We start from the raw sequence: 13211 nt of genomic DNA on the forward strand, positions 1-13211 counted from the left end.
AGGGACAGGGGCCGGTCAGGCGGCGGCCTTGGGCTGTTCCACCATTGCGGAGAACAGCCGGGCCACGTCGAGGATGATCATCAGTTTGCCGTCCAGGCGATGAACACCGCCGGAAATCTCCGCCCAGCGCTTGTCGAGATTGGACGGGTTCGGCTCCTGCGAGGAGGAGGAAAGCCTCAGCACCTCGCCGACCGAGTCGATCACCAGTCCGTAGCTCTCGCCCTTTTGCTCGATGCCGACGGCCATGACCTGCGAACCCTCGTCACGATCGGGCAGATGCAACAGCTTGCGCATGTCGATTGCCGTCACGATCCGGCCGCGCAGGTTCAGCACACCGGCGACCTGCGGGGCCGCAAGCGGAACACGGGTGACCCGTTCAGGCACGAACACGTCGTGCACCTGGCTGATCGGCAGGCCGAAGAGCTGCCCCCCGATCACGACGGTCACATACTGGATGATCTCGTCGGCATTGGATGCGTGATTGTCGTTGTTGCTCATGCCGCAATCCCCACTTCACCCGAAAACAGGTCCTTCAAGGAGGCGATCAGCCCCGGCCTGTCGAATTTCGCCACATAGTCGTCGAAGCCTGCCTGTCGCCCGCGTTCGATCGATGCCGGTGAGACCACGGCCGACAGGGCCAGGATCGGCATCTTGCGGAACCGCGGGTCGCGGCGCAGCGCTTCGCAGAACTCGAAGCCGTTGATTTCCGGCATCTCGATATCGCTGACGATCGCCTGGTACTGGTTGCCGTTCTCCAGGAGCTCGAAGGCATGCTGCGCGCCCTGGCAGGCCGTCACGTCGTAGCCGGCGGCCTTGAGGACCGGCGTCAGCATGTTGCGGAAGAACGCGCTGTCGTCGACGAGCAGAACCTTCTTTGTCAGCGCCGCGATATCCATTTCCTTGCGCATGAACCAGTCCTCGAAGGCCTGGGGCAGGAAGTAGCCGAGATCGATGACCTCGGTCGCCTTGTCCTTGATCACCGCGGACCCGAGCACACCGGCACGGTCGGAGCCGACCTCGATGTTCATGCGATCCTCGACGATGTCGACGATCTCGTCGACGACCAGGCCCATCGACCGGCCCGCGTCGGAGAAGACCAGCATCGGCTGGGTGCCTTCCGAGCGGCGCGTCTGTGCCGGATCGATGTAGACCAGCGGCATCAGCGATCCGCGATACTGCACGAGATCGCGTCCGTTGGACTGTTCGATCTTGGTCACGTCGAACTCTTCCAGGCGCGTGACCAGCGAGAGCGGAACCGCCTTGGGTTCGGCCGACCCGGCCCTGAACAGCAGCATCGACACTGTCGACTGGCCGTCGAGCGCGGAGGTGACTGCCTCTTCCTGCTGCTTGCGCTCTTCCTCGGCCACCACGCTGGAGGCGTGGCTCGCCATCGCGGAGGCGACGCCGTTCGGATCGATAATCATGATCACGGCACCGTCGCCCAGGATGGTGTTGCCGGAGAACATCGTCAGGTTGCGCAGCATCGTCGACATCGGCTTGACGACGATTTCCTCCGTATGGAAGACGCCGTCGACGACGACGCCGAACGTCTCGCTGCCGACCTGCATGACGACGATGAAGCCTGTGTCGGACTTCGTTTCCGTGTCCGTGGCGTTCGGGTTGGCGCCAAGCAGGTAGGACATCTGCACCAGCGGCAGCAGCTTGTTGCGCAGCCGCAAGACAGGCGTGTCCTTGATCCGCTCGATGCGCGGCTCGGAGTTGTCCTGGACCCGCACGAGTTCCACCACCGAAAGCTGCGGAATGGCGAAACGGTCGCCCCCGGCCTCGACGATCAGCGCCGACACGATGGCGAGCGTCAGCGGGATCTTGATGATGAAGCTCGACCCCTTGCCCTGGACAGAGCGCAGGTCGATCGAGCCGCCGATGAGTTCGACATTGTTGCGCACCACGTCCATGCCGACGCCGCGGCCCGACACGCTGGTGACATTCGCCGCCGTGGAGAAGCCTGCCGCGAAGATGAACTTGTGGATCTGCTGATCCGTCATCTTCTCCATTTCGGCTTCGCTCGCCAGACCGCGCTCGAGCACCTTGGCCTTGACCCGGTCGACGTCGATGCCGCGACCGTCGTCACGCACCTCGATGATGATGTGACCGCCCTCGTGATAGGCGGACAGCGTGATCGTGCCCTTTTCCGACTTGCCCACGGCACGCCGGTCGACCGGCATCTCCAGGCCGTGGTCGGCCGAGTTGCGGATCATGTGGGTGAGCGGATCCTTGATCAGCTCGAGCACCTGGCGGTCGAGTTCGGTGTCGGCGCCGAGCATTTCCAGCTCGATCGGCTTCTCAAGCTCCTGGCTGAGATCGCGAACGATACGCGGAAGCTTCTGCCAGGCGTTTCCGATCGGCTGCATGCGCGTCTTCATGACGCCTTCCTGCAGCTCCGCGGTCACGTTCGACAGGCGCTGCAGCGGCACCTTGAATTCGGAATCCTCGTGGCGGCGCACGATCTCCAGGAGCTGGTTTCGCGTCAGCACCAGTTCGGAGACCATGGTCATCAGGTCTTCCAGAGTGTCGACCGCAACGCGGATCGACTGACTGGAGATGGACGCCTTCTTTTCAGTCGGCTCCTTGGCGGCCGGCTCTTCCTTGACCTTGGCCTTCGCCTTGGCCGTTTCGGCCAGCGGCGCAGCTGCGACCGGAGCCGCTTCGGCCTCGACCTCATGGTCAAGCTCTTCCTCGGAGGCGGCGACCGGAAGATCGACCTCGCATTCCGCCTCGCGGAAAGCGCGTTCCAGATCGTCCAGGGACACCTCGCCGGGGCGCAGCGGGCGCTCGAGGCTCTGGTCGACGGCATCGTCGATGGCAGACGCCTCTTCAGCTTCCTCGGCCTTGGCCTCGCCCGTCGTGTCTGCAGACAGGGACAACCGCTCCAATTCGGAGATCAGGTCGTCGTCGCTGCCTTCCGGCTCCGCGCCGCCCGCCGCTTCGAGATCCGCGAGGATTTCCTTGATCCGATCGATCGACGTCAGGATCAGCGACACCGCTTCCTGGGTCACCGGTGCTCCGTCGCGGAACTTGCCCATCAGCGTTTCGGCCGCATGTGCCAACGCTTCAAGCCGCGGCAATCCGAGGAAACCACAGGTTCCCTTGATGGTGTGAACCAATCGGAAAACGTTGTCTAGAATCTTCGCATTGTTCGGTTCTTGCTCGAACTTCACGAGTTCGACGTCAACGACATCAAGGCTCTCGTTCGTTTCGGTTAGGAACTCGCTAAGCAAGTCGTCCATGGTCAAACTCACCCGACTGGTTACTGGTACACAGCCCGGATCCAAGTCCGGGCAACCCATCCCTCGTCGAAGAGCATGCCGCCGAAACAGTTAAGATAAATTGAAACCAGACAACTACCTTTGTCGTTAAATCATGCCGTAGACGCAGCAGTAATTTTTACGCCGTCTTCTTCCTTAACGACCTCTAAATTCATTCCCGATTCACGTGCAAGCAACGCCGCATACACCGGCTGCACCGTATGTGCATCGATCCGCTCGGGCTCGTTGCCCGCCATCATGTCGAGCACCAGCGCGGGCACCTTGGTCGTCGAGCCGGTGACCTTGAGTTCAAAGGTGGGCGTCTGCGGGTCGCCTTCCATGCGCACGGTGATCAACCCGCCGCGAGGAACGCACTGGTTGGCCAGCAGGATCAGGTTCAGCAAAAGCTTGACCCGGTTCTTCGGCATCAGCAGCCGCGGCACCTGCCATTCGAGGTCGGCCTTTTCATTGGCGAGAAAGCCGGCGGCCACCGATTGCGCGTCGCCGAGGTCGATCTCGGCGCCGGCCGACCCGGCGGCTCCGAAGGCAAGACGCGCGAACTGGAGCTTCGCAGAGGCCTGGCGGGCGCTCTTGCGAATCAACTCCATCGCGAATTCCTTCATGTCCCCGCTGTCTTCCTCGTCGAGGACCTCAAGGCCGTTGGTGATGGCCCCGACCGGCGAAATGATGTCGTGGCAAACGCGGCTTGCGACAAGTGCGGCAAGATCCAGGGCGCTGAGATCGTCGATGGCGGTCATGCGGTCGTCCTCGAATGGGGGCTGTCCGTCGATGGCGGATGCGTCGCGAAGCTTTCGCAGTGATTCGCGAAACTGTGAAAGGGTTACACTTGGTGTCGCGCACTGCCAAGCGAACCGGCAGACTCGACGCGATTGCAATGGACGAGGCCGGTTCTCGTCATCCGCCACATCCCAGACGCGTGGCGTTTTTCTCGGCGGCGGCGAGCTTGCTCTTCGGGTCGGCCAGGAAAAGAAAGCGGTTGATCTCCGAATGGAACAGCAGCAGCCCCCCTTCATAAAGGGCAAAGACCATCGGGTTGCCTGCGGTGACGAACCCGTCGGCCAGCGCAACGGGGTCGCAGCCGGCCAGATGCGGGGCATAGACTTCCGGATCCGCCTCGAACGCGGCCCGGTTGCCCTCGTTCACGAACACCCAGATCGTGCCCGCCCAGCGCAATTCATGGCGCGGCAGACCCTCGCGCGGCTTTTTGGCCACGAAATAGGCGACCGGATCGCGTCCGCCGAGCGCATATCCGCTCATGACGTCGGTCGCATAATCCTGCGAAACGGCCCCGTGTCCGCCGGTCACGGCGAAGAAAAGGGCCAATGCCGCCCTCCACCATAATGTCTTCGGAATTCGACTACACTCTGACACCGAATCAACTCCGACGACTGCGACGGACCGAATGTGCATCGCGACCATCCGCCTGGCCACCTCCGCCATCGACACCGTCCTTGTTCATGCGCCTTCCGCCCGTTCATTGTCTGTCGGCGCGCCACGCGTCGCACACGCGCCCACAGTCTGAGAGGACACTAAACATGATTCCGCACCGCGCGTCCGCTCTCCGCATTTTCATGCCTTCCGGACTTCGAGCCTTCGCCCTTGCGCTTGCCTTCGTCGCGGCGATCGCCCTTGCGCCTCCCGCCGGCGCGCAACAGCCCGAGCAATTCAGCCAGGACGAGCTCCTCAACACAGGGCACCGCTTTTTCGGACAAATTTCCGGCGGCCTCGCCTCGGTGATCGAGCGGGCGGTTTCGCAATACGGCCAACCGAACGGCTACATTCTCGGCGAAGAAGGCTCCGGCGCCTTGCTGGCCGGCGCGCGCTACGGCGAAGGTCAGCTCTACACCCGCAATGCCGGCACGCATAAGGTCTTCTGGCAGGGGCCGTCCTTCGGCTGGGACATCGGCGCCGACGGCGCGCGAACGATGATGCTCGTCTACAATCTGCCCGATACCGACGCGATCATGCGCCGCTATGTCGGCGTCGCCGGATCCGCCTATCTCGTCGGCGGCTTCGGCATGACCGTGCTGTCCAATCACGACATCTATGTGGTCCCCGTTCGCGCGGGCGTCGGCGCGCGGCTCGGGGTCAATGTCGGATACCTCAAATTCACCAACGAACCGACGTGGAACCCGTTCTGACCTTGTCCGCGCCCACGTCCGCCGGCAAGCTCCCGCTTGGCGGACGACCGCACGTCAGGTAAGCAGAAGGGAGCGGAGCCGGCGCACACGCGCAGCGTTCCGGGGAACCGCGCGAAACGAAACGGTGGTGGTCGGTCTTGATTGAAGCGGCAATGCTTGTGGTACTGGGTGCCTGTCTCGCCGGCCTTGTCGCGCTTGCGATCCTGCCGGCGATCTGGCGGCGCGCAGTGCGGCTCACGCGCCAGGCGGTCGAGGCGACGAGCCCGATGACCCATGCCGATGTGCGCGCGGAAATCGGCAGCCTCAGGGCCGGCCACGCGCTGGAGCATCGCCGGCTCGAAAGCGGGCTCGAACGCCTCCAGGCCGAGACGGCAAGCAACCGCATTGCCCGCGACCGGGCGGAAAACGTCGCCAACGACCTGCGCAAGGAGATGCTGGCCCGCGACCAGGCGCTGGCCGAGGCCTCGGCGCGCGAAGACGGGCTGCGCCGGGAACTCCAGCAGCACGAGGAAGCCGTAGCAATGGCGAAGGCGCGACAGCGCGAACTCGAGCGAAGTCTCAAGCGCATGATGGCAACGGCTGGCGACAGCGCGGAAAAAGCGCTAGCGCCGCCGGAGGCGCCTGCCGACTGGCACTCCGATACGAATGCAAGCGTTGCCCGCACGTCGGACCTCGCCCGGATCGCCGGGCTCGAGTCGGAAATCACAGCCCTGAAGCGCAAGCTTGAAGCCGCGGAGAAAAAAGTGCGCGAGCGGCCTCTGCCGCAAGACGCTCCGGATGCGGCGCCGCAGGAGGGCCGCGGCCCGCAGCAGCGGTTCGGGCACCAGAACAACCGGCTGTTCGAAGCGGAATCCAAACTGATCGCCGCGCAGGCGGAAATCACCCGCCTGTCCATCCTGCTGGAGGAAGATGGCGAGACCGCCTCCCCGCAGGAGACATCGTCTCTTCCAGGGTCAGCCACGGAGACGGCCGCTCTCTCGCGGCTTGTCGCCGACGCGGAACGACTGGAAGCGGAGAACGCGCGCCTGCGCGCCGACCTGCACAGCAACGACGCCTTCATGTCCTTGCGCCGCGAGTTGTCGGATCTGGCCGCCTCCGTCATGGAGAGCCTGGACACCGACGAAAACGGCGTGGACGCCGACACTCTGGAAACCACCGGGCACGTCACGCCGGATGCGCCCCCGGCGACGGCCGACGATACCCGGCCTGCGCAAGGCGCCGTAAAGAGCGACGGTGCGGAAGCGCCGCCGAAAGGTGAGGACACGGACGGCCAGCCATCGCTGTCCGCGCGGATCCGCGCTGCCCGCAAGCGCCTGAAGCCGAAAAACGGCATGCCCGGCAAGCCGGCCGCCGAGGTTGGCTCCACCGCGAAACAAAAAGCCGAAGTCTGACGGAAAGCCCCCTGACGGACAGGTTCAAGGCGCGCAAGGCGACGTCTGGTCGAGTGCACAAGCCGACGACAGTCCCGGCACTGGAACAAAGCAGAGCGGTTTTGGAGGCGGCTCCCCCTATCGGACCAACGGCGCATCTGCGCGCGGGTCGGCATCGGGACGACAACCCGAAAATGGCACCCCCAAGGGGACTCGAACCCCTGTTTCCGCCGTGAGAGGGCGGCGTCCTAGACCGCTAGACGATGGGGGCATCGCTGGTCTTCGACGAGAAGAAGCGCGGTATAGACCGGGGCGCTGACGAATGCAAGCGCCGAAAGCGACGAATTCGAAAGATGGTCCGAAGCCGTGGAAATCCGCCGCAACAGGCCGCCCTATCGCGCCACGAAGGCGGTCTCGCCGAGCACCGTGCCGGTCGTGGGGTCCAGAAACAGCAGCTTACTTGCCGCGCCCTCGCGCACCAGCAGGATCAGCCGTCCCTCCGCCAGCGCCATGCTTTCCACGCGGCCGTCCTTGCCGATGGCAATGGTTGCGGCTATATCGCTTGCATCCGGCGGCGAGGCGCGGTCGGACAATCTGTAGATGATCGCCGCGAAAACCGCCACGAAGCCGAGCGTCATGATCAGTCCGGACACGGCGAGCAGGCGTTTCAGTTTCGCCTGAAGACGTTCCGCGGCCGGGTCAAGCGGCGGCTCCGTCTGGCTGTCGTCGTCCAAACCCGGATGTGTCATGTCGATGTCCACCAATGAAATGCCGGATTCCGGTCCGGCCGAAATCACCGCCGGCCCGCAGGATGCGGGCGTCCGTCTGGACGCCTGTCTGGCGCGGCACGTTCAGGATATCAGCCGCAACCGCATCCAGTCCCTGATCAGGGAAGGTCACGTGCGCGTCGGCGCGCGGACCATAGTCGAGCCCAAATACAGGGTCAACGAAGGAGACGAACTCTCCCTCGACCTGCCGGAACCGGAGCCTGCGGAGCCCGAAGCCCAGGACATTCCCCTCGTCGTCGCCTATGAGGACGAGCACCTGATCGTCATCGACAAGCCGGCCGGACTGGTGGTTCACCCGGGCGCCGGCCATGCCAGCGGCACGCTCGTCAACGCCCTTCTGCACCATTGCGGCGACAGCCTGTCCGGCATCGGCGGCGTCAAGCGTCCGGGCATCGTCCACCGCCTCGACAAGGACACCAGCGGCCTGCTCGTTGTCGCCAAGACCGATGCCGCGCATCAGGGCCTGAGCGCGCAATTCGCCGATCACGGCCGCACCGGTCCGCTGGAGCGCGAGTACTCCGCGCTGGTCTGGGGCGCGCCCGCGCATCTGAAGGGCACGGTCGACGCCAATCTCGGCCGCTCCACCCACAATCGCCAGAAGATCGCCGTCTTCCGCTCCGGCGGGCGCAACGCCATCACCCATTGGCAGGTGCGCGAGCGCTTTCTGGAACCCGGACCGCAACCAAAGGGCGCGCCGCCGCTCGCCGCGCTGCTGACCTGCCGGCTGGAAACCGGCCGCACCCACCAGATCCGCGTTCACATGGCCCACATCGGCCACCCGCTGATCGGCGACGCCGACTATGGCGCGGGTTTTCGCACCAAGGCGACCCGCCTCGAAGAGCCTGCAAAGAGCATCGTCCAGGCCTTTACCCGCCAGGCGCTTCATGCCGGGCTGCTCGCCTTCGAGCACCCCGCGACCGGAGAAACGCTGCGCTTCGAAAGTCCCCGCCCGGACGACCTGGAAAGCCTGATCGGTGCATTTCGATCAATTTCCGCACTTTAAAATGCAAAATCAGGCCGTGTTTTCGTCAATTTGATCCTTATATTGGGCATTGGCGTGCCGTTTGGGCGCCAACGGGGATGCCCTTTGATGGCGGCTTTGCGGGGATTTCTTCCCGATCGCGCCGGAGGGATCACATTGGGAGAAAGGGTGCATTCATGGCCCAGAATATTCCGGTTCTGAGTTCCGGTGAAGGCGGGCTCAGCCGATACCTGGACGAAATCCGCAGGTTCCCCATGCTGGAACCGCAAGAAGAATACATGCTGGCCAAGCGCTACAAGGAACATGAGGACCCGCAGGCGGCGGAGCGCCTCGTGACCTCGCATCTGCGCCTGGTCGCCAAGATCGCCATGGGCTATCGCGGCTACGGCCTGCCGATCTCCGAGGTCGTCTCGGAAGGCAACGTCGGGCTGATGCAGGCGGTCAAGCGCTTCGAGCCGGACAAGGGCTTCCGGCTTGCGACCTATGCCATGTGGTGGATCAAGGCCGCGATTCAGGAATACATCCTGCGCTCCTGGTCGCTGGTCAAGATGGGCACCACGGCGAGCCAGAAACGCCTGTTCTTCAACCTGCGCCGCCTCAAGGGCAAGATCCAGGCGCTGGAGGAAGGCGACCTGAAGCCGCATCAGGTCAGCGAGATCGCCACCAAGCTCGGCGTCAGCGAGACCGACGTGATCTCGATGAACCGCCGGCTCGCGGGCGACGCTTCGCTGAACTCGCCGATCCGCGCGGAAGCCGACAGCGGCGAATGGCAGGACTGGCTGGTCGACGAGAGCGAGAGCCAGGAAGCGCTCTACGCCAAGCAGGAAGAACTGGACATGCGCCGCAAGTTGCTCGGCGACGCGATGGACGTCCTCAACGAGCGCGAACGGCGGATCTTCGAGGCCCGGCGCCTGTCGGAAGACCCGATCACGCTGGAAGACCTGTCGGGCGAATTCGGCGTCAGCCGCGAGCGCGTCCGCCAGATCGAGGTTCGCGCGTTCGAAAAGGTCCAGAAGGCCGTGCGCCGCGGCGCCAAGGAACTCGAAAAGCGCCCGGCCGAACTCGCCGACCACAGCTGACCCAGACCCGCGCATCTCACTGCCGGAAAAATTCGGCGCTTGCCGCATCATCGCCCCGTCTCCTTGCAGGAGGCGGGGCGTTTTTCTAACGTGACTCCCACGCGTCTTCCGCGCCGACCCCGGAGGCGGGACGCGAGACCCCGGGAGATGCCGCGCGGTGCCGAAAGCCAACAGCAAATGCGGATGAGCAGCCGCAAGCACCTCGCCGTCGCGGGCGTGGCGGGCGCTTTCCTGCTGCTGGTGACGCTGTTGCGCGCGATAGATCCGGCCTTCGTGGAGGCCATCCGTCTCATGGGTTTCGACACCTATCAGCGCCTTTGGCCGCGCGAAACGGGCGACTACCCCGTGCGCATCGTCGACATCGACGAACGCGCGCTTGCCGAACACGGGCAATGGCCCTGGCGGCGCGACACGCTCGCCGAACTGACCGATGCGCTGGCAGAGATGGGGGCGGCGGTCGTTGCCTATGACGTCATCTTCGCCGAGCCCGACCGCTTGTCCCCCCACCGCTACCTGCCCGCGCTTGAGGAGACACCCGAGCTCAAGGCCCTGACCCTGCCGGACACCGATGCGATCTTCGCCGACGCGATCGCGCGCATGCCGGTGGTGCTCGGCTACGGCCTGCGCTCCGATGCCAACGGCGACACCCCGACCACCAAGGCCGGGTTCGCCCATGCCGGCAGCAATCCCGTTGCCGCCCTGCCCGCCTTTCCCTCTGCGCTCAAAAGCCTCGACAGCCTGGAAGCACCGGCCGCCGGAAGTGGCAGCCTGAGCTTGTCGGCGCGCGACACCTCCGGGATCGTGCGCCGCATTCCGATGCTCGTGACAAACGGCGAGACGCTCTATCCCTCGCTGTCGATGGAGGCGCTGCGCGTCGCGCAAGGGGCCAGCGGCTACATCGTGCGCAGTGCCGACGCAAGCGGCGAACTCGATGTCGGGACCGCCGCCGTCACCGAAATCAAGGTCGGCGCGCTCCCCTTTCCCACCACCGCCCTTGGCGAACTCTGGGTCTATTTCAACGCCGACCGCCCGGATCGCTACATTTCGGCCGCCGACGTGCTCGATCCCGGAAAACGCGACGGTCTGCGCGCCCGGGTCGAGGGCCGGATCATCTATGTCGGCACTTCGTCGATCGGCCTGTTCGATATCCGAACCACGCCGCTCGGCGAACTTGTCCCCGGCGTCTCGGTGCATGCCCAGGCCACCGAGCAGATCCTCTCCGGCGATTTTCTGAAGCGACCCGACTGGGCCTATGGCACCGAGATCATCGCGACTTTCGCAATCGGACTGATCGTCATCGCCCTTGTCCTTGCCTTTGGTGCCGGATGGGCCGCGCTGATCGGCGGGGTGATCGCCGCCGCGCTCTATGCCGGTGCGGCCTATCTGTTTCGCGCGCAGGGGCTTCTGCTCGATCCGGTCTACCCCGCAGCCGCGAACCTTTTCGTTTATGCAGCGGCGACCGCCCTGCTCTATGTGCTGACGGAACGGGAAAAGCAGTTCGTGCGCACCGCCTTCGGCCAGTATCTCGCACCCGAAATGGTGCGCCGTCTGGAAAGCGCGCCAGACACGCTGAAGCTTGGCGGCGAAATGCGCGACATGACGATCCTTTTCATGGACGTGCGCGGGTTCACCCCGATTTCCGAACAGCTGACGCCGGAGGAGGTGGTCGCCTTTTTGAACGTACTGCTTTCGCCGCTCAGCGAGGAGATCCAGCGCCACGGCGGGACCATCGACAAATACATCGGCGACAGCATCATGGCCTTCTGGAACGCCCCGATGAAAGTGGAGGACCATGCCCGCAAGGCGGCCCGGGCCGCGCTTTCGATGGTCGAGGCGGTCGACGCGTTGAACGCCAGCGATGCCTTCGGCTTCAAGGCGCGGAACATGCCGCAAAAAACCGTCCAGATCGGTGTCGGACTGAACAGCGGACAGGCCTGCGTCGGCAACATGGGATCGAGCCGCCGGTTCAACTACTCCGTGATCGGCGATGCGGTGAACATCGCGGCCCGGATCGAATCGAGCTGCAAGGCAGTCGGCGCGGACTGCGTCGTCTCGGAGGCGACCGCCCTTGCCGCGCCAGATTTTGCGCTGCTGGAGGCCGACGCCATTCCATTGAAGGGCAAGAGCGTGCCGATCCGCCTCTTCGCACTCGCCGGCGATCCCGCCTATGCCGCAACGCCTGCCTTTGCGGCGCTTTCTTCCGCGCACGCCGGGATGATGAGTGCGATCAGAGCAGAGGATGCCTCCGCCGCCCGCGCTGCGCTGGATGCCTGCCGTGCCGGGGCGCCGGCGCATCTCTCAACCTTCTACGACCGCTTCGCGGAGCGGATCGCCGCATTGGCGCCAACCTCCCCCGCATCGTGATGCGACGCAGGATCAGAAGCCCTCGCCGCCTGATTTCGACGCGGGCCGGTCACGCAACGCGAACAGTTTGAACACCCGCCCGTCGAGCACGCACAGACCCGCGAGCAGGATTGCCATGCCGGCAAACTGAAGGCCGGAAAGCGCCTCGCCGAGAAACGCCACACCGATCGCGGTCGCGGTCACGGGCACGAGCAGGGTGACCAGCGAGGCATTGGTCGCCCCGGCCTCGCGCAAAAGGCGAAAATAGATCAGATAGGCAAACGCCGTGCACAGGACGCCGAGCAGCGCCATGGCGACCCAGCCCTGCACGCTCGTCTCAGCCAGGCTCCACCCCGCTCCCTGCCAGGCCGATGCCTGCCAGAAGGCCAGGGGCGCCATCAACAGCGTCGAGCCGGTCAACTGGCCTGCGGCCGCGACCAGAATGGACACCCCGGAAAACCGGCGGGCGAAGGTCGCGGCAAAGGCATAGGACAGCGCAGCCCCCAGAAACAGCATCTTTGCCCACAAGGGCTCCGTCCCGATGCCGAAAAGACCCGGCGACAGAAGGACGGCGACCCCGGCAAAGCCGAGCGCGATGCCTGCCACGCGATTGGCCTTGAGGACCTCCTGCGAAAACACGACGGAGGCCACGATGACGGTGAAAATCGGTGTCGTCGCATTGAGGATCGAGGCAAGGCTCGCGCTCACCTCGGTCTGCCCCCAGAAAATCAGCGAGAAGGGAATAGCGTTGTTCAGGAGCCCCATTGCCAGAAACGCGAGGAGCATGTCGGGAGCCAGGGGGAACCGCAGCCCCCGGAGCCGCAGGATGATGTGCAGGACAACGGCTGCGATCGCGACGCGGGCGAACACGAGAACGAGGGGCGGGATTTCCGCGACCGCAAGCTTTGCAAGCGGAAAGGTGCCGCCCCAGATCAGGGCAAGCAAGCACAACAACGACCAGTTCTTCAGGCTCATGAGGGTCAGTCCCGGCAATGGCGGTCTCTGCGCCAGGAGCGCAGAACGGATGTGAGCGATAACACCCGCTGCCGCAGAGCGACACCCGGTTTGCGAGCGAACCGCTCGCCTGCACCCAGTACAATGGCCACCCAGTGCAATGGCTTCCGGCGAAAGCCGCCGCTCAATCCTCCTTGTCCCGGCCGTCAATCCCGGTCAGGATCGACATTTGCACCTTCCTGCCAGCGGCCCGGATCTCAAGGCCCG

General features: G+C 64.7%; 11 protein-coding genes and 1 tRNA gene. 5 read left to right on the top strand and 7 right to left on the bottom strand.

Annotated elements, in window-relative coordinates:
- Positions 1–15: 15 nt before the first annotated feature.
- The 4 genes from G572_RS0116240 to G572_RS24330 form a co-directional block, all read right to left on the bottom strand.
- Positions 16–498, bottom strand: coding sequence for a chemotaxis protein CheW (locus G572_RS0116240; RefSeq protein WP_029059379.1), 483 nt, complete (start codon positions 496–498; stop codon positions 16–18).
- The gene (locus tag G572_RS0116245; RefSeq protein ID WP_029059380.1) at positions 495–3248 is read right to left on the bottom strand and encodes a hybrid sensor histidine kinase/response regulator; all 2754 of its coding nucleotides are present in this window, start codon (positions 3246–3248) and stop codon (positions 495–497) included. Before G572_RS0116245 ends, G572_RS0116240 begins: the two co-directional genes overlap by 4 nt.
- A 131-nt stretch (positions 3249–3379) precedes the next feature.
- The gene (gene chpT, locus G572_RS0116250) at positions 3380–4024 is read right to left on the bottom strand and encodes a histidine phosphotransferase ChpT (protein WP_029059381.1); all 645 of its coding nucleotides are present in this window, start codon (positions 4022–4024) and stop codon (positions 3380–3382) included.
- A gap of 157 nt (positions 4025–4181) precedes the next feature.
- Complete coding sequence (locus G572_RS24330) at positions 4182–4610, bottom strand: YHS domain-containing (seleno)protein (RefSeq protein ID WP_208979124.1); 429 nt, start codon at positions 4608–4610, stop codon at positions 4182–4184.
- Between the two features lie 212 nt (positions 4611–4822).
- On the opposite strand from G572_RS24330, the gene G572_RS0116260 reads away from it, so the two are divergent.
- Complete coding sequence (locus tag G572_RS0116260) at positions 4823–5428, top strand: DUF1134 domain-containing protein (RefSeq protein WP_245566234.1); 606 nt, start codon at positions 4823–4825, stop codon at positions 5426–5428.
- Positions 5429–5580: 152 nt separating this feature from the next.
- Positions 5581–6819 carry a coiled-coil domain-containing protein gene (locus tag G572_RS0116265; protein ID WP_029059383.1) on the top strand — a complete coding sequence of 413 codons (1239 nt, stop codon included), beginning with the start codon at positions 5581–5583 and terminating at the stop codon, positions 6817–6819.
- A gap of 174 nt (positions 6820–6993) precedes the next feature.
- On the opposite strand, the gene G572_RS0116270 is transcribed toward G572_RS0116265, so the two are convergent.
- Positions 6994–7069: transfer RNA gene (locus tag G572_RS0116270), tRNA-Glu, on the bottom strand.
- Positions 7070–7190: 121 nt separating this feature from the next.
- Positions 7191–7547, bottom strand: coding sequence for a hypothetical protein (locus G572_RS0116275; RefSeq protein ID WP_029059384.1), 357 nt, complete (start codon positions 7545–7547; stop codon positions 7191–7193).
- Here G572_RS0116275 and G572_RS0116280 point away from each other — a divergent pair.
- From G572_RS0116280 to G572_RS0116290, 3 genes are all read left to right on the top strand, one after another.
- The gene (locus tag G572_RS0116280; RefSeq protein ID WP_029059385.1) at positions 7546–8589 is read left to right on the top strand and encodes an RluA family pseudouridine synthase; all 1044 of its coding nucleotides are present in this window, start codon (positions 7546–7548) and stop codon (positions 8587–8589) included. The two genes, G572_RS0116275 and G572_RS0116280, sit on opposite strands and share 2 nt — an antisense overlap.
- 155 nt (positions 8590–8744) lie before the next feature.
- Complete coding sequence (rpoH, locus tag G572_RS0116285; RefSeq protein WP_029059386.1) at positions 8745–9647, top strand: RNA polymerase sigma factor RpoH; 903 nt, start codon at positions 8745–8747, stop codon at positions 9645–9647.
- 183 nt (positions 9648–9830) lie between these two features.
- Complete coding sequence (locus tag G572_RS0116290; protein WP_245566235.1) at positions 9831–12011, top strand: CHASE2 domain-containing protein; 2181 nt, start codon at positions 9831–9833, stop codon at positions 12009–12011.
- A gap of 12 nt (positions 12012–12023) precedes the next feature.
- Here the strand turns inward: G572_RS0116290 and G572_RS0116295 are convergent, their stop codons facing one another.
- Positions 12024–12965, bottom strand: a complete 942-nt coding sequence (locus tag G572_RS0116295; protein WP_029059388.1) for a DMT family transporter — start codon at positions 12963–12965, stop codon at positions 12024–12026.
- Positions 12966–13211: the final 246 nt, after the last annotated feature.

It is taken from the genome of Stappia stellulata DSM 5886 (assembly GCF_000423705.1).
GTDB classification, from domain to species: Bacteria; Pseudomonadota; Alphaproteobacteria; order Rhizobiales; family Stappiaceae; genus Stappia; species Stappia stellulata.

Excerpts from the sequence above, each read along its gene's own strand:
- G572_RS0116260 (WP_245566234.1), top strand. The coding sequence starts at position 4,823 with ATGATTCCGCACCGCGCGTCCGCTCTCCGCATTTTCATGCCTTCCGGA.
- G572_RS0116280 (WP_029059385.1), top strand. The coding sequence starts at position 7,546 with ATGTCGATGTCCACCAATGAAATGCCGGATTCCGGTCCGGCCGAAATC.
- G572_RS0116295 (WP_029059388.1), bottom strand. The coding sequence starts at position 12,965 with ATGAGCCTGAAGAACTGGTCGTTGTTGTGCTTGCTTGCCCTGATCTGG.
- G572_RS0116290 (WP_245566235.1), top strand. The coding sequence starts at position 9,831 with ATGAGCAGCCGCAAGCACCTCGCCGTCGCGGGCGTGGCGGGCGCTTTC.
- rpoH (WP_029059386.1), top strand. The coding sequence starts at position 8,745 with ATGGCCCAGAATATTCCGGTTCTGAGTTCCGGTGAAGGCGGGCTCAGC.
- G572_RS0116245 (WP_029059380.1), bottom strand. The coding sequence starts at position 3,248 with ATGGACGACTTGCTTAGCGAGTTCCTAACCGAAACGAACGAGAGCCTT.
- G572_RS0116275 (WP_029059384.1), bottom strand. The coding sequence starts at position 7,547 with ATGACACATCCGGGTTTGGACGACGACAGCCAGACGGAGCCGCCGCTT.
- G572_RS0116265 (WP_029059383.1), top strand. The coding sequence starts at position 5,581 with ATGCTTGTGGTACTGGGTGCCTGTCTCGCCGGCCTTGTCGCGCTTGCG.
- G572_RS0116240 (WP_029059379.1), bottom strand. The coding sequence starts at position 498 with ATGAGCAACAACGACAATCACGCATCCAATGCCGACGAGATCATCCAG.
- chpT (WP_029059381.1), bottom strand. The coding sequence starts at position 4,024 with ATGACCGCCATCGACGATCTCAGCGCCCTGGATCTTGCCGCACTTGTC.